Source organism: Streptomyces sp. NPDC050732 (assembly GCF_040654255.1).
Taxonomy (GTDB): Bacteria; Actinomycetota; Actinomycetes; order Streptomycetales; family Streptomycetaceae; genus Streptomyces.
The window spans coordinates 56,724-76,603 of sequence record NZ_JBFAHP010000011.1 but is presented as its reverse complement, the minus strand read 5'-3'; the positions used below and the strand labels follow the sequence as shown (position 1 = coordinate 76,603).

Below are 19,880 nucleotides of genomic sequence, written 5' to 3'. Positions count from 1 at the left end.
CCGTTAAGGTCCCCCGCGTGTCCGTGACCGAGTAACTCCAGGTGCCCCACCCGCCCCGCGCGGGTCCGTGGCACGGAAGCGTCCGTCTTCCTCAGCCCCCGCCGCACACCGGCCGGGGGCCGACCTGGAGTGCCCCCTTCATGAACACCCGCACCCACTCCCGCACCCTCAGCCTCGCGCTGCTCTCCCTCCTCCAGTTCCTCATCGCGATCGACGTGACCGTCGTCAACGTCGCGCTGCCCGCCATCGGCGACCGTTTCGACGCGGGCCCTGCGACCCTGTCCTGGGTCGTCACCGGCTACACCCTCGTCGGCGGCGGGCTGCTGCTGCTCGGCGGGCGGCTCACCGATCTACTCGGCAGGCGGCGGATGTTCCTGCTCGGCGCCGCGCTCTTCGCCCTGGCGTCGCTGGCCGCCGGGCTCGCACCGAACCTGGAGACACTGGTCGCCGCCCGCTTCGCGCAGGGCGCGGGCGAAGCGCTCGCCTCGCCCGCCGCGATGTCGCTGATCGCGCTCCTCTACCCGGGCCCGGAGGAGCGCGCCAAGGCCCTCGGCATTTGGGGCGCGATCTCCGCGAGCGGCCTCGTCGTCGGCGTCCTGCTGTCCGGCGCGACCGTCCAACTCCTCGACTGGCGCTGGATCTTCGGCATCAACGTGCCGGTCGTCGCGGTGGTGCTCCTGGCCACCCCCGCCCTCGTACGCCCCGACGAACCGCGTCGCGGACCGCGCCGGCTCGACCTGCCAGGAGCCGCGCTCCTCACGGCAGGCCCCTTGCTCCTCGTCTTCGGCGTGCTGCGCCACTCCGCGCCCGCGGTGGCCGCCGGATGCGTGGTCCTCGGCGCCTTCGTGCTCGTCGAGCGGCGCACGAAGAGCCCGCTCGTGCCGCTCTCGTTCTTCACGCACCGGACCCGGGCGGTCGCGAACGCGGCGACGGTCCCGCTCAGCGCGGGCCTCTCCACCACCTTCTTCCTGGCGACCCTGTACCTCCAAGACGTCCTCGAACTCACACCCGTTCAGGCTGGGTTGGCGTACCTGCCGTTCTGCGCCGCGCTCCTGCTCGCGGTCTCCGCGGTGGGCCGGGTCATCCAGGCGCTCGGCACGGCGTACGCGTCCGTGGCCGGCCTGCTCCTGACCGCCGCGGGGCTCGGCTGGCTCGCCCGGCTGCCCGACCGGGGCAGCCTGTGGGTGGACGTCCTGCCCGGCATGACCGCCGTGGCCGCCGGCATGGGCATCGGTCTCATCGCCCTCCAGAACGCCGCCCTGTCCGACGTGACCGAGGCCGACGCGGGCACCGCCTCCGGTGTGCAGCGCTCCGTCGACCAGCTCGGCGGCTCGCTCGGGCTCGCGGTCCTGGTGGGCGGGACGTTCGGCGCTACGTCTCAAGTGGCCGAGTTCCGGGCGGCGTTCGCGTGGGCGGCGCTCGCGGTGCTGGTCGCGGCGGTGGCTGTGGCGCTCGCGGGGCGACGGACGTAAGATCCACGGCGGCATCGCGTGTCGGTCACCGGCCGGGTGAGGCATGGAGGTGCCGGGACATGCCTGTTGGAGGCATTCCTTGTCGGTACAGCTGAATCACACGATCATTCACTCCCGGGACAACCGGGAGTCGGCGGAGTTCTTCACGGACCTGTTGGGCCTTGAGATCGCCGCCGAGTGGGGCCCGTTCATCGCGGTGGCCCTGTCCAACGGAGTCACCCTCGACTTCGCGACCATCCCCCCGGAGCACCTCACCCCGCAGCACTACGCCTTCCTCGTCCCGGAGGCGGAGTTCGACGCGGCGTACGACAAGATCCGCGCGCGCGGCATCCGGCACTGGGCCGACCCGCACCAGAAGCAGCCGGACGAGATCAACCGCAACGACGGCGGCAAGGGCGTCTACTTCCTGGACCCGTCGGGCCACGCGATGGAACTGATCACGGTTCCGTACGGCGGCTGGCCGCAGAAGTAGCCGGATGCGGCGAGGGCCGCACCCCGTGCGAAACGGGGTGCGGCCCTCGACTCATGCTCAGGCAGGGTTACTTGCGGATCAGCGACCGCAGCACGTACTGCATGATGCCGCCGTTGCGGTAGTAGTCCGCCTCACCGGGCGTGTCGATGCGGACAACCGCGTCGAACTCCACACCGGTGTCGGTGGTGACCTTGACCGTGCGCGGCGTCGTGCCGTTGTTCAGCTCCTCGACGCCGGAGAAGGAGAAGGTCTCCTCGCCGGTCAGGCCGAGGGACGAGGCGGTCTGGCCCTCCGGGTACTGGAGCGGCAGGACGCCCATGCCGATGAGGTTCGAGCGGTGGATGCGCTCGTACGACTCGGCGATGACGGCCTTGACGCCGAGGAGCGCGGTGCCCTTGGCGGCCCAGTCGCGGGACGAGCCGGAGCCGTACTCCTTGCCCGCGAGGACGACGAGCGGGATGCCCTGCTCGATGTAGTTGCGCGAGGCGTCGTAGATGAACGAGACCGGCGCGTCCTCCTGCGTGAAGTCACGCGTGAAGCCGCCCTCGGTGCCCGGCGCGATCTGGTTGCGCAGGCGGATGTTCGCGAACGTGCCGCGAATCATGACCTCGTGGTTGCCGCGGCGCGAGCCGTACGAGTTGAAGTCGCGGCGCTGCACGCCGTGCTCCGTCAGGTACTTGCCGGCCGGGGTGTCGGCCTTGATCGCGCCGGCCGGGGAGATGTGGTCGGTGGTGACCGAGTCGCCCAGCTTGGCGAGGACGCGGGCGCCCGTGATGTCGGAGACCGGGGTGGTCTCCATCGTCATGCCCTCGAAGTACGGGGGCTTGCGGACGTACGTCGACTCGGTGTCCCACTCGAAGGTGTTGCCGGTCGGGATGGAGAGGGCCTGCCACTGGGCGTCGCCCGCGAAGACGTCCTGGTAGGACTTGTTGAACATGTCCTCGCCGATGGAGTTGGCGACGACGTCGTTGACCTCGGCCTCGGAGGGCCAGACGTCCTTGAGGTAGACCGGGTTGCCGTCCTGGTCGACACCGAGCGCCTCGGTCGTGATGTCGATCTTCATCGAGCCGGCGAGGGCGTACGCGACGACGAGCGGCGGGGACGCCAGGTAGTTCATCTTGACGTCGGGGTTGATGCGGCCCTCGAAGTTCCGGTTGCCGGAGAGGACGGACGTCACGGCCAGGTCGTGGTCGTTGACGGCCTTCGAGACCTCCTCGGGCAGCGGGCCCGAGTTGCCGATGCAGGTGGTGCAGCCGTAGCCGACGAGGTTGAAGCCGACCTTGTCGAGGTACGGGGTGAGGCCCGCCTTGTCGAAGTAGTCGGTGACGACCTTCGAGCCCGGGGCGAGGGTGGTCTTGACCCACGGCTTGCGGGTCAGGCCCTTCTCGACGGCCTTCTTCGCGACGAGCGCGGCGGCGACCATCACGTACGGGTTCGAGGTGTTGGTGCAGGAGGTGATGGCCGCGACCGTCACCGCGCCGTGGTCAAGCTCGTACGTCGAGCCGTCGGGGGCGGTCACGAGGACCGGGTTCGACGGGACGCCGTTCGTGGTGGCCGGGGCGTCGGAGGCCGGGAAGGACTCCTTGCCCGCCTCGTCCACGCTGTCCACGTAGTTGCGGACGTCGATCTTGAACTGCTCGGCGGCGTTGGCGAGGACGATGCGGTCCTGCGGACGCTTCGGGCCGGCGATGGAGGGGACGACCGTGGAGAGGTCCAGCTCCAGCTTCTCGGAGAAGTCGGGCTCGGCGGCCGGGTCCAGCCAGAGGCCCTGCTCCTTGGCGTACGCCTCGACGAGCGCGACCTGCTGCTCGTCACGGCCGGTCAGGCGCAGGTACTTCAGCGTCTCGTCGTCGATCGGGAAGATCGCGGCGGTGGAGCCGAACTCGGGCGACATGTTGCCGATGGTGGCGCGGTTCGCGAGGGAGGTGGCGGCGACGCCCTCACCGTAGAACTCGACGAACTTGCCGACGACACCGTGCTTGCGCAGCATCTCGGTGATGGTCAGCACCAGGTCGGTGGCGGTGGTGCCGGCGGGCAGCTCGCCGGTCAGCTTGAAGCCGACGACGCGCGGGATGAGCATGGAAACCGGCTGGCCCAGCATCGCGGCCTCGGCCTCGATGCCGCCGACGCCCCAGCCCAGGACGCCCAGGCCGTTGACCATCGTGGTGTGCGAGTCGGTGCCGACGAGGGTGTCGGGGTAGGCCTGGCCGTTGCGGACCATGACCGTACGCGCCAGCTTCTCGATGTTGACCTGGTGCACGATGCCGGTGCCCGGCGGGACGACCTTGAAGTCGTCGAACGCGGTCTGGCCCCAGCGCAGGAACTGGTAACGCTCCTTGTTGCGGCCGTACTCCAGCTCGACGTTCTGGCCGAAGGCCTCCGCGGTGCCGAACTTGTCGGCGATGACGGAGTGGTCGATGACCAGCTCGGCCGGGGAGAGCGGGTTGACCTTCGCCGGGTCGCCGCCGAGCTCCTTCACGGCCTCACGCATGGTCGCCAGGTCCACGACGCACGGGACGCCGGTGAAGTCCTGCATGATCACGCGGGCCGGGGTGAACTGGATCTCCTGCGACGGCTGGGCCTGGGAGTCCCAGTTGCCGAGCGCGCGGATGTGGTCGGCGGTGATGTTCGCGCCGTCCTCGGTACGGAGCAGGTTCTCCAGCAGCACCTTCAGGCTGTAGGGAAGGCGTGCGGAGCCCTCGACCTTGTCCAGCTTGAAGATCTCGTACGACTCGTCGCCCACGCGCAGCGTGCTGCGGGCGTCGAAGCTGTTCGCCGACACGACAGTCTCCTTCAGATTTTTTCGCGCGTTCCGTACATCCTGCCGCCTACGACTCCTCGTCGGTCCGCTAAGGTAAGGCTTAGTTAGGTAACCCTTACCGAGTGGCGGCTTCTGGTGCGCCTCGGCAGATATCTCGATGTCGAGATAACTCTAGTACATCACCCCTGGGTACGACGAGGCACGCCCGCCTGCCCGCATTCGGCCGCCCGCATTCCGCCTGCCCGCGTTCCGCCCTGCCCGCATCCGTCATCCCGTCGACGCGTCGACGCGCCCGCTCACTCCGCCGTGGCGCGGCGGGCATAGGCGCGGGCGGCGCGCACGCGGTCGCCGCAGCGGGTGGAGCACCACTGCCGGCGCCCGTGCCTGATCAGGAAGCGGTTGCAGGGCGGGGACGCGCAGGCGGTCAGGCGGGCGGCGTCGGGGGACGTCAGCAGGTCGGCGGCGTCGGCGGCGACGACTGCGAGGGCGTGCTCGACGATCGCGGTGGTCGGGTGGGGTGTCGCGCGATAGGGGCCGGACCTCTCGTCCCACACCAGCAGCGACGCGGTCGGGACGCGGGTCATCGCGTCATTGACCGCCGCGACGGCGGCGGGCAGCGCCGGCTGCTCGGCGACGCGTGAAGCCAGCAGCGACCTGATCTGTTCGCGCAATGAGCGCAGCTGCGTCGCACACACCTCCGCCAGGCCCGCGCCGACCGGGGCGAGATCGCGCCGCGCCAGCCACTGCTCGGCCTGCGCCGGGGTCCCCAGAAAGTCGAACGTGTGCCCGCCGGGCAGCGCGACGGCGCTGTTCGCCAGGGCCAGGGCGGGGTGCGCGGCCTCACCCGGCGCGGCCGGGAGGGCGACTTCCTCCATGGCTCCTTCCGCGACTGCCCCCGTGGCTCGTTCCGCGGCTTCTTCTGCGGCTTCTTCTGCGGCTTCTCGCGCCGCTTCTTCCGTCACGGACTCTTTCATGGTTCTCATGGTACGGGTTGCATCCATCCGTGAGACATGCGTACTGTCGTCTCACGGTTAACACGCAACCTATCCGTGAGGAACCTTTTCGTGTCTTCCCCGACCCCGCAGCACGCCCCGTTCCCCGTCCGCGTCTTCGGCGGCCCCACCGCCCTCTTCGACTACGCCGGCCTGCGCTTTCTCACCGACCCGACCTTCGACGGCCCCGGCGACCACCCGGCGCCGGGCGCCGTGCTGACCAAGACGGCGGCGGCCGACGGCAGCCCGGCCGACCTCGGCCGCGTCGACGTCGTCCTGCTCTCGCACGACGAGCACGCCGACAACCTCGACACCTCCGGCCGGGCCCTGCTCGCCGACGTTCCGCTGACGCTCACCACCCCCGGCGGCGGGGAGCGCCTCGGGGAGAAGGCCACGGGGCTCGCCGACTGGCAGTCGGTCGAGCTGGAGCGCCGGGACGGCGGGCCCGGCACGGTCACCGTGACCGGTGTGCCCGCCATCCACGGCCCCGGCCCGCGCGAGCAGGTCGAGCCGGTCTGCGGCGAGGTCGTCGGGTTCGTCCTGACCGGCGAGGGCCTGCCCACCGTCTACGTCAGCGGTGACAACGCCTCGCTCGACGCCGTCAGGGAGGTCGCCGAGCGCTTCGCCCCGGTGGACACGGCCCTCCTCTTCGCCGGAGCGCCCCGCTTCCCCGACGTCTTCGACGGCGGGCTGATCGTCCTGGACAGCGCACAGGCCGCAGAGGCCGCCAAGATCCTCGACGCCGGCCGCGTGGTCCCCGTCCACTACGACAGCTGGGCCCACTTCACCGAGGGCCGCGACGAGCTCGCCGCCGCCTTCGCCGCCGCCGGTCTCAGCGACCGCGTCGACTTCGGCGTGCGCGGCTGACCCACGCCCGCTGAGCACAGGGGCCGGGGCGCCGGCCGGCGCTCCGGCCCCTCCCTCACCACCGAAGGACCGCACCACCATGACCGACCCGATCCGCGGCGCCCGCCACGGCTCCGCCCCCGCCGCCCTGTCCGTACTGGACTCCGCCATGACCGGTACCGGCCAGACCGCCGCGGAGGCGCTGGCCGGCAGCGTCGAACTCGCCCGGCTCGCCGACCGGCGCGGCTTCACCCGCTACTGGATGAACGAGCACCACGCCATGCCCGGCGTCTCCGCCTCCAGCCCGCCCGTCCTGCTGGCCCGGCTCATCGCGGAGACCAGCAGGCTGCGGCTCGGCGCGGGCGGAATCATGCTGCCCAACCATCCGCCGCTGGTCGTCGCCGAACAGTTCGGCATGCTGGACGCCCTCGCCCCCGGCCGCATCGACCTGGGCCTGGGCCGCGCCCCGGGCACCGACCACACCACGGCCGCGGCCCTGCGCCGCGGCGCGAGCGACGCCGACGACTTCCCCCGGCAGGTCCTCGAACTGCTGCACTTCCTCGGCGACGACTTCCCGGCCGAGCACCCCTACGCCGGCCGCGTGTACGCCGTTCCGGGGCCCGCCCAGGACCGGCTCAACGGCGTCACCCCGCCCACCGGGCACCTGCCGGTGTGGCTGCTCGGCTCATCCGGCTACTCGGCGCAGCTCGCCGCCCGGCTCGGCCTGCCGTTCGCCTTCGCCGCGCACTTCAACCCGCGCGACGTCGTGGCAGCCCTGCGCCTGTACCGCGAGCGGTTCACTCCGTCCGAGGCCCTGGCCGAGCCGTACGCGCTGGTCAGCTTCACCGTCGCGGCATCCGACGACGAGCGCGAGGCCCGCCGCCAGGCCGGCACCCTCGCGCACGCCATGCTCCGCATGTTCCAGCGCAAGTCCTACCTGCTGCCGTCCCCCGAGGAAGTGGACGCCTACACCTACGACACGCAGGAGCGCCAGGCCGTCGACAGCTGGCTGGAGCACGTCCCGCACGGCACCCCCGAGCAGGTCACCGCCCACCTCGACCAGGTCCAGCGGGACTCCGGCGCCGACGAGCTGATGATCGGCGGCGTCGGCCACTCCGTCCGGGCCCGGCTGCGCTCCATCGAACTGATCGCCGACGCCTACGGCATGCCCGACCAGGGACTGGTCGACGTGGCCCCCGCGGCTCAGCGGGCTTCCGCTTCCGAACGCGCCACCCGGAAGCCCACGTCGTCCACCCGGTAGGTCGGGTGGCTGCGGCGGCGGGCCGAGGAGCGGCAGCTCCAGTGCTCGTCGAACCAGCCGCCGCCGCGCAGGACGCGGTACGAGCCGTACACCTCGGCGTCGTAGACGTCCCAGCACCAGTCCCAGACGTTGCCGAGCATGTCGTGCAGGCCCCACGCGTTGGGGCGCTTGCCGCCGACCTCGTGGAGGCGCTCGTCCGAGTTGCCGCGGTACCAGGCGATCTCGTCGAGCGAGGCGTAGTGCGGTCCCGTGGTGCCCGCGCGGCAGGCGTGCTCCCACTCGGCCTCGGTCGGCAGCCGGTAGCCGTCGGCCGACTCGTCCCAGAAGATCTCTTCGGCGGCCTCGTCGCCGAGGCGGTACGCGGGGGTGTAACCGTCGCGCACGGACAGCGCGTTGCAGAAGCGGACCGCGTCCCACCAGGAGACGCCCTCGACCGGCAACCGGTCCCCGCGGGCGGCGCCGGGCCACTCCCCGGTGACCGCCGCGTACAGCTCCTGGGTGACGGGGAACGCCCCCAGCAGACAGGGCGCCACCTCGACCTGCCAGCTGCGCCGCGTCCGGCGGTCCGACAGCGTGACCCGTCCCGGCGGGACGGCGATCATCTCCGGCATGTCGGGCCTCGTGCTGATGGTGGTCATCGGCCGATGATCCCAGCCAGGCGCTCCGCCGCCAGCGCCACCGTCGCGTACCGCATCGGGAAGCTGCCGCCCATCGCGTCGACGGCCGCGCCGACCGCGTCGAGGACCCGGGACACGTCGTCCGGCGGGAGCCGGGTGAGGGCGCCCTGTGTCGGCAGCTGGTCCAGCCAGGCGTCCCTCGTGTATGTCACCTCCCAGTCGAAGCGCCACTGCTCGGGCGCCCCGAACGCGCCCGTCCCGCGGATGCCGTCGGCGGCCTTGGTGAGCAGCGACCAGTAGCCGTCCCCGGCCCGCCGAGGTGTCGCGCGGACGTCGACCGGCGAGTCGGGCGCCACCCTCTCGTAGGCCTCGGCGAATGCCTCCGCGACGGCGGGCGGCGGCTCGGGCACGTTCCAGAACACCGCGAGACGGCCCCCGGGCCGCAGCACCCGCGCGGCCTTGGCCGCTCCCGCGACCGGGTCGACCCAGTGCCAGGACTGGCCGGCGGCCACCACGTCGAACTCCCGGCCCGCCGGGTCCCAGGCCTCGAACGTCGCCACCTCGGCCGGCACGCCGAGCCGCCGCGCGAACTCCGCCATCCGCTCGTCGGGCTCCACCCCGAGCACGGTGCAGCCCGCCGCGCGGAACTGCCGGGCGGCGATGCCGGTGCCGCAGCCGACGTCGAGGACGGCGGGCCCGGAGCCGTGGCCCGCCGGAACGATCCGGTCCACCAGGGCGTCGGGGTAGCGGGGGCGCGCCCGGTCGTAGCGCTCGGCGTCCACGCCGAAGGACTCGGCCATGCGACGGTGCCGGTGGGGTTCGTCCCCCGGGTGAGTGGGCATGCGCCCACTATGGTGGGCACCTGCCCACTCGTCAACGGACCGGTGGGCCGGAACCACGGAGACAGGAAGGTGCCCGCGTGCCGACAGGTGTGGCCATCCGCGATGTGCGCGAGCAGCTGTTCGCCGCCGCCGAGCGCGTCCTGCTCCGGGCCGGACCGAACGCGCTGACCAGCCGCGCGGTCACCACGGAGGCGGGCTGCGCCAAGGGTGTCCTGCACCGGCACTTCGCCGACTTCGACGCGTTCCTCGCCGAGCTGGTGCTCGACCGCATCCGCGGGGTCGAGGCGCGGGGCGCCGCGCTGCGTGAGGCCGCGGGCACGGGCACCGTCGTCGACCACGTCACCGCCGCGCTGACGGACCTGTTCGGGCCCGTCGCCCTGGGCGTCCTCGGCCTGATCACCTCACGGGACGCGCTCCGCGCCCGGCTGCGGCGGACCACACCGACCGGTGTCCCCCTCCTCACGGAGGCGGGGGCCGCGCTCGCCGGCTACCTCGCGGCGGAGCGCGAACTCGGCCGCGTCGCCCCGGACACCGACACCGACACGCTCGCGTTCACCCTCGTCGGCAGCGGGCACCTGCTCTTCGCCGGTCAGCGGGACGTCCCGCAGGACGCCGCCCGGAAGGTCGTTCGCTCGGTGGTCGCAGGGGTCGTACGGGAGCCGTGACTTGAGGGTGCCGACGGTGCGCGCGGTCCGCTCCGGCTGGAGGGTCACTGCGGTCACGGGAGCTGAAGCCCTGTCAGCGACTCCGTCGCGGCACAGAGGGCAGTACCGGGCGCGCGGCCTCGAAAGGCGGCGCGCGGCGCTCGCGGGTGGCTCGGACCGACCGGTCGGCCCTCTGCGGGCCCGGAACCGGATACGCGCCGCGATCGACCGTGACGGCATGCAGGACGAGGGTGACCTCTACTGCCCCCAGGAAGGCATGAGTCGTACGTCTTCCCTGCTCACGCACGCCTCGGGCACCGCGCACACCTTCGTACGGAACACGCCACCGGAACCGCGGACAGAGCAGAAGCGGCCGATCTCCTCGTGCTCGCCCGCGATGTGACGCGGTGTCCGGTGGCCGGTATCAGCTCTGTCGACGTGCGGCTCACGCCCGTCGGGGGCACAGTGGTGCACGAGGCCGAGTCGTCGGCAGGAGGCGCGGCCGCCGCCCGAGTGACGCGGGCGGCGGCGGGGCCACCGGCGCGTCGGGTCCCGCGCGGGAAAGGTCCGAAAGGTCCCCCGGACGGCGGCTCCTCGAATGGCCTACCCCGGCGCGCACTTCATCTCATATCTGAGATAGCCTGCGACTCATGGCAGACGACTACCTCGTACGCATCGGCAAGCTCATCCGTGACGCCCGGCAGCACCGGGGCTGGACACAGACGCAGCTCGCCGAGGCGCTCAGCACCAGCCAGAGCGCCGTGAACCGCATCGAGCGGGGCAACCAGAACATCAGCCTTGAGATGATCGCCCGAATCGGCGAGGCTCTCGACAGTGAAATCGTCTCGCTCGGGTACGCGGGCCCCATGCATCTGCGAGTCGTCGGCGGCCGCAGGCTCTCCGGCTCCATCGACGTCAAGACGAGCAAGAACGCGTGCGTGGCGCTGCTCTGCGCGTCCCTCCTCAACAAGGGCCGCACGGTGCTGCGCCGCGTCGCCCGCATCGAGGAGGTGTACCGCCTCCTGGAGGTGCTCAACTCCATCGGCGTACGCACCCGTTGGATCAACGACGGCGTCGACCTGGAGATCGTGCCGCCCGCCAAGCTGGAGATGGACGCCATCGACGCGGAGGCCGCGCGCCGCACCCGCTCGATCATCATGTTCCTCGGCCCGCTGCTGCACCGCATGGACCACTTCAAGCTGCCCTACGCGGGCGGCTGCGACCTCGGCACCCGCACGATCGAGCCACACATGATCGCGCTGCGCCGGTTCGGCCTGGACATCGCGGCGACCGAGGGGCTGTACCACGCCGAGGTGGCCCGCGACGTCTCCCCCGACCGCCCCATCGTCCTCACCGAGCGCGGGGACACCGTGACCGAGAACGCCCTGCTCGCCGCGGCGCGCAGCGCGGGCACCACCGTCATCCGCAACGCCTCGTCGAACTACATGGTCCAGGACCTCTGCTTCTTCCTTGAGGCGCTGGGCGTCGAGGTCGAGGGCATCGGCACGACCACGCTGACCGTGCACGGCGTGCCCACCATCGACGTCGACGTCGACTACTCCCCTTCCGAGGACCCCGTCGAGGCGATGAGCCTGCTGGCGGCCGCCGTCGTCACGGAGTCCGAACTGACGGTGCGCAGGGTGCCGATCGAGTTCCTGGAGATCGAGCTCGCGGTCCTGGAGGAGATGGGCCTCGACCACGACCGCACGGCGGAGTACGCGGCGGACAACGGCCGCACCCGCCTCATCGACCTCACCGTGCGCCCCTCCAAGCTGGAGGCGCCCATCGACAAGATCCACCCGATGCCGTTCCCCGGCCTCAACATCGACAACGTCCCCTTCTTCGCGGCCATCGCGGCGGCGGCACAGGGCAAGACGCTGATCCACGACTGGGTCTACGACAACCGGGCGATCTACCTCACGGACCTCAACCGCCTCGGCGGCCGCCTCCAACTCCTCGACCCGCACCGCGTCCTGGTCGAAGGCCCCACCCGCTGGCGCGCCGCCGAGATGATGTGCCCGCCCGCCCTGCGCCCCGCCGTGGTCGTCCTCCTCGCCATGATGGCGGCGGAGGGCACCTCGGTCCTGCGCAACGTCTACGTGATCAACCGCGGTTACGAGGACCTGGCGGAGCGGCTGAACTCGGTGGGGGCGCAGATCGAGACGTTCCGGGACATCTGACGCGACAGTGCCGCTGCACTCGTTTCTGACCTGCTGTTGTGCGGGTCATGGGCGGGTGCGGCGGCATTTTTTGTGCGCCTTCTCCGGGGCGCGGCGGGCGATATCCGTACTCTGGGGCCCGCCCGGCCCATGTCCCAACGTCACGCACCGGAGGCTCCCCCCGTGAACCCGGACCTCAGTTCCGTCACCGGCGTCCGGCAGACGTTGGCCGTCGTTCTGCCGGTCCGATTCACCGCGGTCGCCGACTGGCCGACCGGCCCCATACCCTTCGAACTCGGCAGCCGCCGCACCGATGCCGCGGCCCGGCAGACGTACTTCACTCCGGCCGCCGCCCGTGCTCTCTACGGCACGCCCGAGAAGCCCTGCCGCTGGCACCGGTTCATGGACGTGCGGCACGAGTCGCTGCACCTGCGGGGAATCGAGTTGCTGCGCACCTCCACAGCCCGCTGTCCGGACCATGGTCTGGCGGTGCTGCACTTCGACGTCGAGGGCCCCGCCTTGCTGGAGACGCTGCGGGCCATCGGCGGCCACCACGGCCCCGCCGGCTCCGACCCGCTCGACGGACCCCTCTCCCCCGCGTTGCTGCTGGCCGGAGCGGCCGAGCCACGAGATGTCGATGCCCCTTTCGCGACCGCCCGCCCGTACACGGTCGCGCTCCTCACGCCTGGAACGCAGCACACCCCCGCGCTGCGGGAGGACGGCCGGCTTCCGGAGACGGCCGACCGATGGCTCTGGTACCTCGCATCAAGGTCAACGGAGGCAGACTTCCCGACCCCGCTCGAACAGTGGGCCGACCGGGCAGGAAGCGCCCTGCGCATCTCCGCCGACTGGAGCGCTCTGGTGCTGCGCCACGGTGCGGCGTTCCTCGGGCACCGCGCCGACCCGGGCGAGGGCGACTTCTACGACTTCGCGCAGTTGCACACCCGCACCGTCTACCTCGACGCTCTGCTGCTCGGCAGCATCCAGCGCAGCCACATCGACGAACTGACCGACGGTCTCTCCGGTGTCTTCGACGGCCCGAAGCTCGCCCGCCGTGTGACCGCTCTCGAACGGCACATCGCCACGTTTCGCAGCACCTACTGGCGTCAGCACCTCACCGCCCACGGTCCGGCCAACGAACTGCTGCTGAGCTTCCAGACCCAGCACCGCCTCGCGGAACGCTTCGACGAGATCCTCGCCGAAGCAGCAGACTACGCGCGGCTGGTACAGACCCAGGAGAGTCAGCAGATCGCGGGCGCCCTCGGTGTCCTGACCATTCTCGGCCTGCCGGTCGGTACGGCTCTGAGCATCGTCCAGGTTCTCGATGCCAAGGGAGCCACCGCCGTCGTCGTCGCGCTCGCCGCCGCGCTGGCCGCCACGGCGCTGGCCCTCACCACACGCTACGGCCGTCTCGTCCTGTCCTCACTGCGCGGCAGGGATCCCGGCGACGGTCGATGAATCCCGTGCGCGCCCCTCCGACAGGAGCAGGCGACGCGACCGGATACCGCCTGTACCCGTCCTTGACCCCGCGCTATCTTGCTCTCCGCGGACCTGAGCGAAAAGGATGCGGGACACGGGGTGACGGTCAATGAAGGGGAGCCGCTCCGGCTGTACAGAAAAGCTCTGAGGTACGCGGAATCAGACCCCGAGGTCTTCCTCGGCACAGCGAGGAGAGCAGCGGAGTCAATTCTGTTGGACATCGCCCTGCGGGAGGCGGTCGGCTCGAAGCCGACCCTTGAGTCCCTGCTGACCGTGCTGACCGCGAAGAACCTGGTGCCGCCCAAGGTCGTGCTCGCCGTGCGCACGATCCAGAACTACGGCAACTACGGCAGTCACGCCCAGGACGGATCGGCCGAGGAGTTCTCCACCGAGGACGTGAGTCCGTGCCTCAACGCCTTGACCCAATTGGCCGTCTGGTACGGGCAGACCAGTAAATCGCTCGCCGAGGAGGCCGCCCGGCACGAGCTCTCCGACCACCGGCGCAGCACGGGCACGACCCGGCTCGCGGACTCCACGCTGATAGTGGTGAAGGCCGTACTGCTGGGCTGTGGCCTGGAGAAGGCCCTGGCCCGCCGGAACCACCGTGTGGTGTCGCTGCAACTCCCCTGGTCCGACAATCTCGTGCGGGACGTGTCGGTCCGGCTCCTCGACGCGGCGGTCTACAACGAGCAGCGCATACTTCGCCTGCTCAAGACGGATGAGGCCGTCCAGGACCAGGTGGTGCCCGTCGGCCGGGTCGGCTACTCGATGGGCGGCCGGAACTTCTACCTGCTGGCGGCCCGTGGTGGCCGGTGGGGTGGGGCGACGGCCCAGGAGTTCCTCACGGACCCGGCCGGTGCGCAGATCGCGGTGCCCAAGCACAGCGACATGTTCGACAATCTGCTCTCGGCGCTGTCGACCGACGAGGCGGGCCTCGCGGACATGGGGATCAGCGTCCTCGACGTACCGCACCACCTCGGGCTGGAGTTGTTTCATCTGAATCGGGACGTCCTGGCGGTGGGCGGCCAGAACCTGCGCATGCACGCTCGGGAGGACGACGCCTACTTCGAACTCCTCAACTCCGAGATGCTGCCGGCACCGACCCAGGCGCGGCTGCGTTCGGCCGCCGCCAACGTACTCATCGCGAACCGGGCGTGGCTGGAGGAGCTGGACCTGCATCCCGGGGAGCTGCGCCGTGAGCTGATGCGGTCGTTCCACGAGTGCGGATCCGACGACGAGATGTTCGAGCGGCTGGTCCGTGACCTGGTGGCTCACGCCTCGTTCCCGCCGGAAACACTGCCTGAAAGCCGTGAACGGCTGGTGCGCCACGTGCTGTTCGAGAGCTACCGCTGGGGCGGGCCGTGAGCGCGCCGAAGCGCGTGCTGGTCGTGGGCGGCGTGAACTTCGACGTCATCGCGCAAGCCGACCGGCTCCCCTCGGAACACGAGAAGCTGCGGGGCAGTGAATGCTCCGTGCTGCCGGGCGGCGCCGCGTCGAACACCGCCGTGGGGCTGGTCCGGCAGGGCTGCGCCGTCCGGCTGGTGTCCGCCGTGGGCGACGACACGGCGGGTGCGATGTGCCTGGAGGTACTGAACACGAGTGGTGTCGACACCTCGCTGGTTCAGGTACAGGCCGGGGCCCGTACGAGCATGGCCGTCGTCCTGTCGTCGGGTGCCGGGAAGCGGATGCTGACCTTCGCCGGCGCGGACCGCGATCGCGCGTTCCGCGCCGTCACGGAGGAGGACGTACACACGGTGGATCACGTCCATGTCATCGGGGAGCCCACTTCCGTCCTCGGACGCGTCGTGGATCTCGCGCACCAAGCCGGGCGGAGCGTTTCCATCGAATGGAACGGCAGGGACATGGGCCCCCTCGCACACAGGGCGTCGCTCAATTTCATGAACGCCGATGAGGCGGCGCGTCTCCCGCGACCGTACGAAGCGTCCGACGTCTTCGGGATCGCGCGGCGCACCGCGGAGCTCGTATCCGGCGATGTGATAGTGACTTTGGGTGCCGAGGGCGCCGTGTGGGCCTCTGCCACCGGGCAACTGTTCCACGAGCCCACCGTGCCAGTGGATCCGTTGGACAGAACCGGCGGCGGCGATGCGTTCGACGCGGGCGTCATCGCCGGCTGGCTGGACGGCGAACCGCCGACGGTCTGCATGCGGCGAGGCCTCGACGCGGCACGCCATGTGATCACAAGAATTGGAGCTCACCCGTGACGAGATGGCTCGGTGTTGCACTGCTGCCACGAGCGGACCACTTGCGGGTCGCCGTACGACTGCAGAAAGACATCGGAGGTGACGTGCGTCTGCAGCCCGTGCTGCATCCGGACGGCAATCTCCCGCATGTCACCGTCTTCCAGGGGCCGTTCACGGACTCCCTTGTTCCGGCAGAGGCGTTGGAGATGATCGGCACCGCCGCGGCCGAAAGTGGTCTACGCGACGAGGTACGCCTGTCCAGCACGGGTGTGGTCTACCAGCCCACCGGCTGGCTGTTCCTCGCCCTGGAGCGGCCTCCGCTGCTCGAAGCGCTGCAGGAGGCCGCACTTGCCGCGCTGGACCGGCATCTCGACCGGGCAGCCTTCGACAACACCAAGGACATCTCCCGGTTCACTGCCGACGAACGGGCCAGCTTCGAGCGCTACGGCTACCGTTACACCGGCAAGGCCTACGCGCCGCACGTGACCCTGGGCCGAGCCGAGGAAGAGACCGCCCTGGAGCTGGCCCGCACCGCGGAGGACCGGGTCAGCCTGCCCAAGGAGTGGGTGTTCGACCGCCTCAGCTTTTACGTCATGGGCAAGCACGGAGCCCACGCGGAGACCTTGCTGGAGCGACCGCTGGGGCCTATGTGACGGACCTGCCGCAGCTGCTGAGCATTGCCGAGGCGGCCGTCGACGAGGTTGCCCCGTGGTTGGCGACGGCCGGAGGGACATGGTCGACCGCCCGGTTCAAGACCTCCGGCGAGGAGGTCACCGCCGCCGACATCGAGGTGGAGTCCCGGGTGCGGCGAGTACTGGCCGCGCGAACGCCGCGCGTACCGCTCGTCGGCGAGGAGTCGTGGGCCCCCGGCGCCCCGCTGCCCGCGCGCTCCTGGCTGCTCGACCCGATCGACGGGACGACGAACTTCGCCAGGGGCGGCCCGATGTACGCCGTCTCGCTCGCCTACGTGGAGCACGGCGTTCCGCTGGTGGGTGTCCTGACGGCGCCTGCCCTCGGACAGCGGTGGACGACGCCGGGCCGCTCCAACGATGTGCGCCCTGTGGCCGACGACGTGGGCCGCGCGCTCGTGGGTATCTCCGGCACCGGCTCCGGGCACAGCAGTGTGCGACATGTCCTCGACCGTGTACGGGACGAGGCCTACCGGGTCCGGCTGCAGGGCTCGATGGCCCTGGACCTGGCGGGCGTGGCGGAAGGCTGGCTGGACGCCTGCGTGTGCGTCGCTCCCAAGCCGTGGGACGTCGCGGCCGGGGCGGCGCTGTGCCGCGACCGGGGGCGGGCGGTCCTCGGCATCGACGGCACCGCGTTCACCTTCGACTCTCCCGTTCTTCTGGCGGGCGCGCCAGGGGTGGCCCGGTGGCTCGCCGACCTGTGCCGAAGCAGCTGAGCCAAAGCTTTCGGCGCCGGAGTGGTGGGCGGTGGGCGTGGCGTCGACCCGACCGCCACGCCCGTCCTCGCTACTGCCCGGAAGCGGCCAGTTGCTTGAGGTCCACCGTCTCGTCCTTGGCCGGTGCCTTCGGGCGGACCGGCTTGTTGTAGTCGCCGAACGTGGCGTCGTTGGGAGTGTCGCCGCCCTTGACGGAGATGCGCAGGATGTACGGCTTGCCCTCCGTGGCGACGTACAGCGTGTTCGTCTCGCCGCCCGAGCCCTTCTTCGTCAGGGCGATGGCCTCCTTGCCGTCGACGGTCGTCGTGTCGCCCTTCTTCATGCCCTTGCGTTCGGACTTGTTCTCGTCCATCGACGCGACCAGGCCCTGCTTGTCGCAGAGGCCGCTGGTGGAGGCGTCGTCGGCGGGCATCTTGACCCACTTGTCGGCGACCTTGGACACGGCCTTCTGCGCGCCGGGCTGGGTCTTGAGCGCGGACTTCCAGTACTGCTCGTTGCCGCGCAGGTACAGCGTCCCGTCCGTGTGCCGCACCTCGGCCTCGGAGCCGCCCGTGCCGATGGTCCCCTGGCAGTTCTTCGCCTGGTCAACCACGATGTCCATGCTCACCGACTTGCCGTCGGTCTGCCGCACGTCACCCTTGACGCGCATCGAGTCGGCGCCCTTGGTGGCCTTCACCGCCTTGGCGGCGATCCGGTCGGCGCTGTCGCCGGCGAAAGGCTTGTCGGAACCGCCTCCGTCGTCGCTGTCTCCGCAGCTCGTCAGCAGGGCCGCCGACAGCACGGTCACTCCGATGACACCCGTAACCCTTCTCGAACGCACGTGGTCATCCCTCCCGCGGAACACTCGGACGTTCCGTCATCCGCGGCCCCAGTGGCCGCGGTCGTCGTCGAGTACCCGCGGATTCCCCGCGCTCACCCGGAATGCGGCATTCGCTCAGTCGAGCACGGCCACCCCGTCCAGCTCCACCAGGGCCTCCACGTCCCACAGTCTGACGACACCCACCACCGCCATCGCCGGGTAGTCGCGGCCCGCCAACCTGTGCCAGACGCGGCCCAGTTCGGGCGCGCAGGCGCGGTAGCCGGCGACGTCCGTGGCGTAGACGGTGACGCGGGCGAGGTCGGCCGGGGTGCCGCCCGCGTGGCGCAGGGCGGTGAGGAGGTTGGCCAGCGCGCGTTCGAACTGCTCGGGCAGGGTGGCGCCGGTGACCTTGCCCTCGCTGTCCAGCGCCGTCTGCCCGGCGAGGAAGACGAGGCGGGAACCGGTGGCGGTGACGGCGTGCGAGAAGCCCTTGGGCGGGGAGAGTTCGGCGGGGTTGACGCGGTTCAGGCTGCTCATGCGGGCGGCTCCTCCGGGTGGGTGGCGTACGGCTCCTTATGGGCGTGCCCCTCCTTATGGGCGTGCCCCTCCGTGTGGGCGTACCCCTCCGTGTGGGCGTACAGCTCCTTGGCGATGATCGTGCGCTGGACTTCGCTCGCCCCCTCGTAGATGCGGGGCGCCCGCACCTCGCGGTAGAGGTGTTCCAGGAGGTGTCCGCGGCGCAGCGCGCGGGCGCCGTGCAGTTGGACGGCCGCGTCAACCACGTACTGGGCGGTCTCCGTGGCGATGAGTTTCGCCATCGCGGCGCGCCGGGCGATGCCGGGGGCCTGCGGGCCCTCGCGGTCGTACGCCGCCGCAGCCGCGTACACCATCAGGCGGGCCGCCTCCGTGCGCGTGGCCATCTCGGCGACCTGGTGGGCGACGGCCTGGAGGCCCTTCAACGGGCCGCCGAACGCGGTCCGTTCGGCGGTGTGGGCCAGTGTGGCGTCGAGCGCGGCCTGCGCCATGCCGACCGCGAACGCGCCGACGCTCGGCCGGAACCGGTTGAGCGTGGTCATCGCGACCCGGAAGCCGCGGTCCACCTCGCCGAGCACGTCGGCCGCGGTGACCCGCACGCCGTCGAAGGCGAGGGCGCCGATCGGGTGCGGGGAGAGCATGTCGAGAGGGATGCCGGTGAGGCCCGCGCGGTCGGCGGGGACCAGGAACGCGGTGACGCCGCGGGAGCCCGCGCCGGGGGACGTACGGGCGAAGACGGTGTAGAAGTCGGCTTCGGGGGCGTTCGAGATCCAGCACTTCTCGCCGGTGAGGCGCCAGCCTTCGGAGCCGGCGGGGGTCGCGGCGAGGTTCAGGGCCGCCGCGTCCGAGCCCGCGCCCGGCTCGGAGAGCGCGAAGGCCGCGATGGCGTGGCCCCTGCGGACCGGGGGCAGCCACCGGTCCCGCTGGGCGCGGGAGCCGTGGGTGTGGACGGGGTGCGCGCCCAGTCCTTGCAGGGCGAAGGCTGTTTCCGCCTCTGTGCAGGCGTAGGCGAGGGACTCTCGGGTCAGGCAGAGGCCGAGTGTGCGGGACGCTTCGCTGGAGGGGGCGGTTCTGATCTGCGGATCCGATGGGGCTGGCCGCGCAGTTCCCCGCGCCCCTGGGGAGCCTTCGTCCGCCTCGAACAGGGCGTCCAGTAGGCCGAGTTCGCCCAGTGCTGCCACCAGTGGGCGGTTCACGTGGCCCGGTTCGCCCTTTTCCGCCAGGGGGCGGAGTCGGTCGGCGGCCAGGGTGCGCAGTTCTGCGCAGCGGGCGGTTTGTTCAGGGGTGAGTGCGAAGGCCGTCATCCCGGTCCCCTCCTTTATCGCGCACCGTTGACTGTCGTCACCATCACGATACGCTCATGGAGCGAGCCCACCACAGCGCCCGACCGGCAGGC

At 71.1% G+C, this 19,880-nt stretch carries 19 protein-coding genes; 12 read left to right on the top strand and 7 right to left on the bottom strand.

Going from position 1 to position 19,880, the window contains the following annotated elements; translation table 11 throughout:
* Nucleotides 1-140 precede the first annotated feature (140 nt).
* On the top strand, nt 141-1,472 hold the full coding sequence (locus AB0H82_RS12455) for an MFS transporter (protein ID WP_362991674.1): 1,332 nt from the start codon (nt 141-143) through the stop codon (nt 1,470-1,472).
* A 79-nt stretch (nt 1,473-1,551) separates the two neighbouring features.
* Complete coding sequence (locus tag AB0H82_RS12450; protein WP_362991672.1) at nt 1,552-1,944, top strand: VOC family protein; 393 nt, start codon at nt 1,552-1,554, stop codon at nt 1,942-1,944.
* Nucleotides 1,945-2,011: 67 nt separating this feature from the next.
* Here AB0H82_RS12450 and acnA read toward each other — a convergent pair whose 3' ends face one another.
* Nucleotides 2,012-4,726, bottom strand: a complete 2,715-nt coding sequence (gene acnA / locus AB0H82_RS12445) for an aconitate hydratase AcnA (protein ID WP_362991670.1) — start codon at nt 4,724-4,726, stop codon at nt 2,012-2,014.
* A gap of 275 nt (nt 4,727-5,001) precedes the next feature.
* Nucleotides 5,002-5,580, bottom strand: coding sequence for a CGNR zinc finger domain-containing protein (locus AB0H82_RS12440; protein ID WP_362991668.1), 579 nt, complete (start codon nt 5,578-5,580; stop codon nt 5,002-5,004).
* Between the two features lie 189 nt (nt 5,581-5,769).
* On the opposite strand from AB0H82_RS12440, the gene AB0H82_RS12435 reads away from it, so the two are divergent.
* Both AB0H82_RS12435 and AB0H82_RS12430 read left to right on the top strand, forming a co-directional pair.
* Nucleotides 5,770-6,564, top strand: coding sequence for an MBL fold metallo-hydrolase (locus AB0H82_RS12435; protein WP_362991666.1), 795 nt, complete (start codon nt 5,770-5,772; stop codon nt 6,562-6,564).
* Between the two features lie 79 nt (nt 6,565-6,643).
* Nucleotides 6,644-7,804, top strand: coding sequence for an LLM class flavin-dependent oxidoreductase (locus AB0H82_RS12430; protein ID WP_362991664.1), 1,161 nt, complete (start codon nt 6,644-6,646; stop codon nt 7,802-7,804).
* On the opposite strand, the gene AB0H82_RS12425 is transcribed toward AB0H82_RS12430, so the two are convergent.
* Nucleotides 7,747-8,406, bottom strand: coding sequence for an SUMF1/EgtB/PvdO family nonheme iron enzyme (locus AB0H82_RS12425; protein ID WP_362991887.1), 660 nt, complete (start codon nt 8,404-8,406; stop codon nt 7,747-7,749). The two genes, AB0H82_RS12430 and AB0H82_RS12425, sit on opposite strands and share 58 nt — an antisense overlap.
* Nucleotides 8,407-8,438: 32 nt before the next feature.
* Nucleotides 8,439-9,263, bottom strand: coding sequence for a class I SAM-dependent methyltransferase (locus AB0H82_RS12420; RefSeq protein ID WP_362991662.1), 825 nt, complete (start codon nt 9,261-9,263; stop codon nt 8,439-8,441).
* Nucleotides 9,264-9,340: 77 nt separating this feature from the next.
* On the opposite strand from AB0H82_RS12420, the gene AB0H82_RS12415 reads away from it, so the two are divergent.
* From AB0H82_RS12415 to AB0H82_RS12380, 8 genes are all read left to right on the top strand, one after another.
* On the top strand, nt 9,341-9,928 hold the full coding sequence (locus tag AB0H82_RS12415) for a TetR family transcriptional regulator (RefSeq protein ID WP_362991660.1): 588 nt from the start codon (nt 9,341-9,343) through the stop codon (nt 9,926-9,928).
* 217 nt (nt 9,929-10,145) lie between these two features.
* Nucleotides 10,146-10,310, top strand: coding sequence for a hypothetical protein (locus AB0H82_RS12410; protein ID WP_362991658.1), 165 nt, complete (start codon nt 10,146-10,148; stop codon nt 10,308-10,310).
* A 247-nt stretch (nt 10,311-10,557) separates the two neighbouring features.
* Nucleotides 10,558-12,087, top strand: coding sequence for a UDP-N-acetylglucosamine 1-carboxyvinyltransferase (locus tag AB0H82_RS12405; protein ID WP_362991656.1), 1,530 nt, complete (start codon nt 10,558-10,560; stop codon nt 12,085-12,087).
* A gap of 162 nt (nt 12,088-12,249) precedes the next feature.
* A complete protein-coding gene (locus AB0H82_RS12400; protein WP_362991654.1) occupies nt 12,250-13,524 on the top strand; it encodes a hypothetical protein in 1,275 nt (424 codons plus the stop codon).
* A gap of 120 nt (nt 13,525-13,644) precedes the next feature.
* Entirely contained in the window at nt 13,645-14,910 is a 1,266-nt protein-coding gene (locus tag AB0H82_RS12395; protein ID WP_362991652.1) for a DUF4145 domain-containing protein, read from the top strand.
* Entirely contained in the window at nt 14,907-15,767 is an 861-nt protein-coding gene (locus tag AB0H82_RS12390) for a carbohydrate kinase family protein (protein ID WP_362991650.1), read from the top strand. The genes AB0H82_RS12395 and AB0H82_RS12390 overlap by 4 nt, the downstream gene beginning before the upstream one ends.
* Nucleotides 15,768-15,850: 83 nt before the next feature.
* Nucleotides 15,851-16,399, top strand: coding sequence for a 2'-5' RNA ligase family protein (locus AB0H82_RS12385; protein ID WP_362991648.1), 549 nt, complete (start codon nt 15,851-15,853; stop codon nt 16,397-16,399).
* Nucleotides 16,396-17,151, top strand: a complete 756-nt coding sequence (locus tag AB0H82_RS12380; protein ID WP_362991646.1) for an inositol monophosphatase — start codon at nt 16,396-16,398, stop codon at nt 17,149-17,151. The genes AB0H82_RS12385 and AB0H82_RS12380 overlap by 4 nt, the downstream gene beginning before the upstream one ends.
* A gap of 70 nt (nt 17,152-17,221) precedes the next feature.
* Here the strand turns inward: AB0H82_RS12380 and AB0H82_RS12375 are convergent, their stop codons facing one another.
* From AB0H82_RS12375 to AB0H82_RS12365, 3 genes are all read right to left on the bottom strand, one after another.
* Nucleotides 17,222-17,938 carry a hypothetical protein gene (locus AB0H82_RS12375; RefSeq protein ID WP_362991644.1) on the bottom strand — a complete coding sequence of 239 codons (717 nt, stop codon included), beginning with the start codon at nt 17,936-17,938 and terminating at the stop codon, nt 17,222-17,224.
* A 147-nt stretch (nt 17,939-18,085) separates the two neighbouring features.
* Complete coding sequence (locus AB0H82_RS12370; RefSeq protein ID WP_362991642.1) at nt 18,086-18,487, bottom strand: RidA family protein; 402 nt, start codon at nt 18,485-18,487, stop codon at nt 18,086-18,088.
* On the bottom strand, nt 18,484-19,788 hold the full coding sequence (locus AB0H82_RS12365) for an acyl-CoA dehydrogenase family protein (protein ID WP_362991641.1): 1,305 nt from the start codon (nt 19,786-19,788) through the stop codon (nt 18,484-18,486). The genes AB0H82_RS12370 and AB0H82_RS12365 overlap by 4 nt, the downstream gene beginning before the upstream one ends.
* Nucleotides 19,789-19,880: the final 92 nt, after the last annotated feature.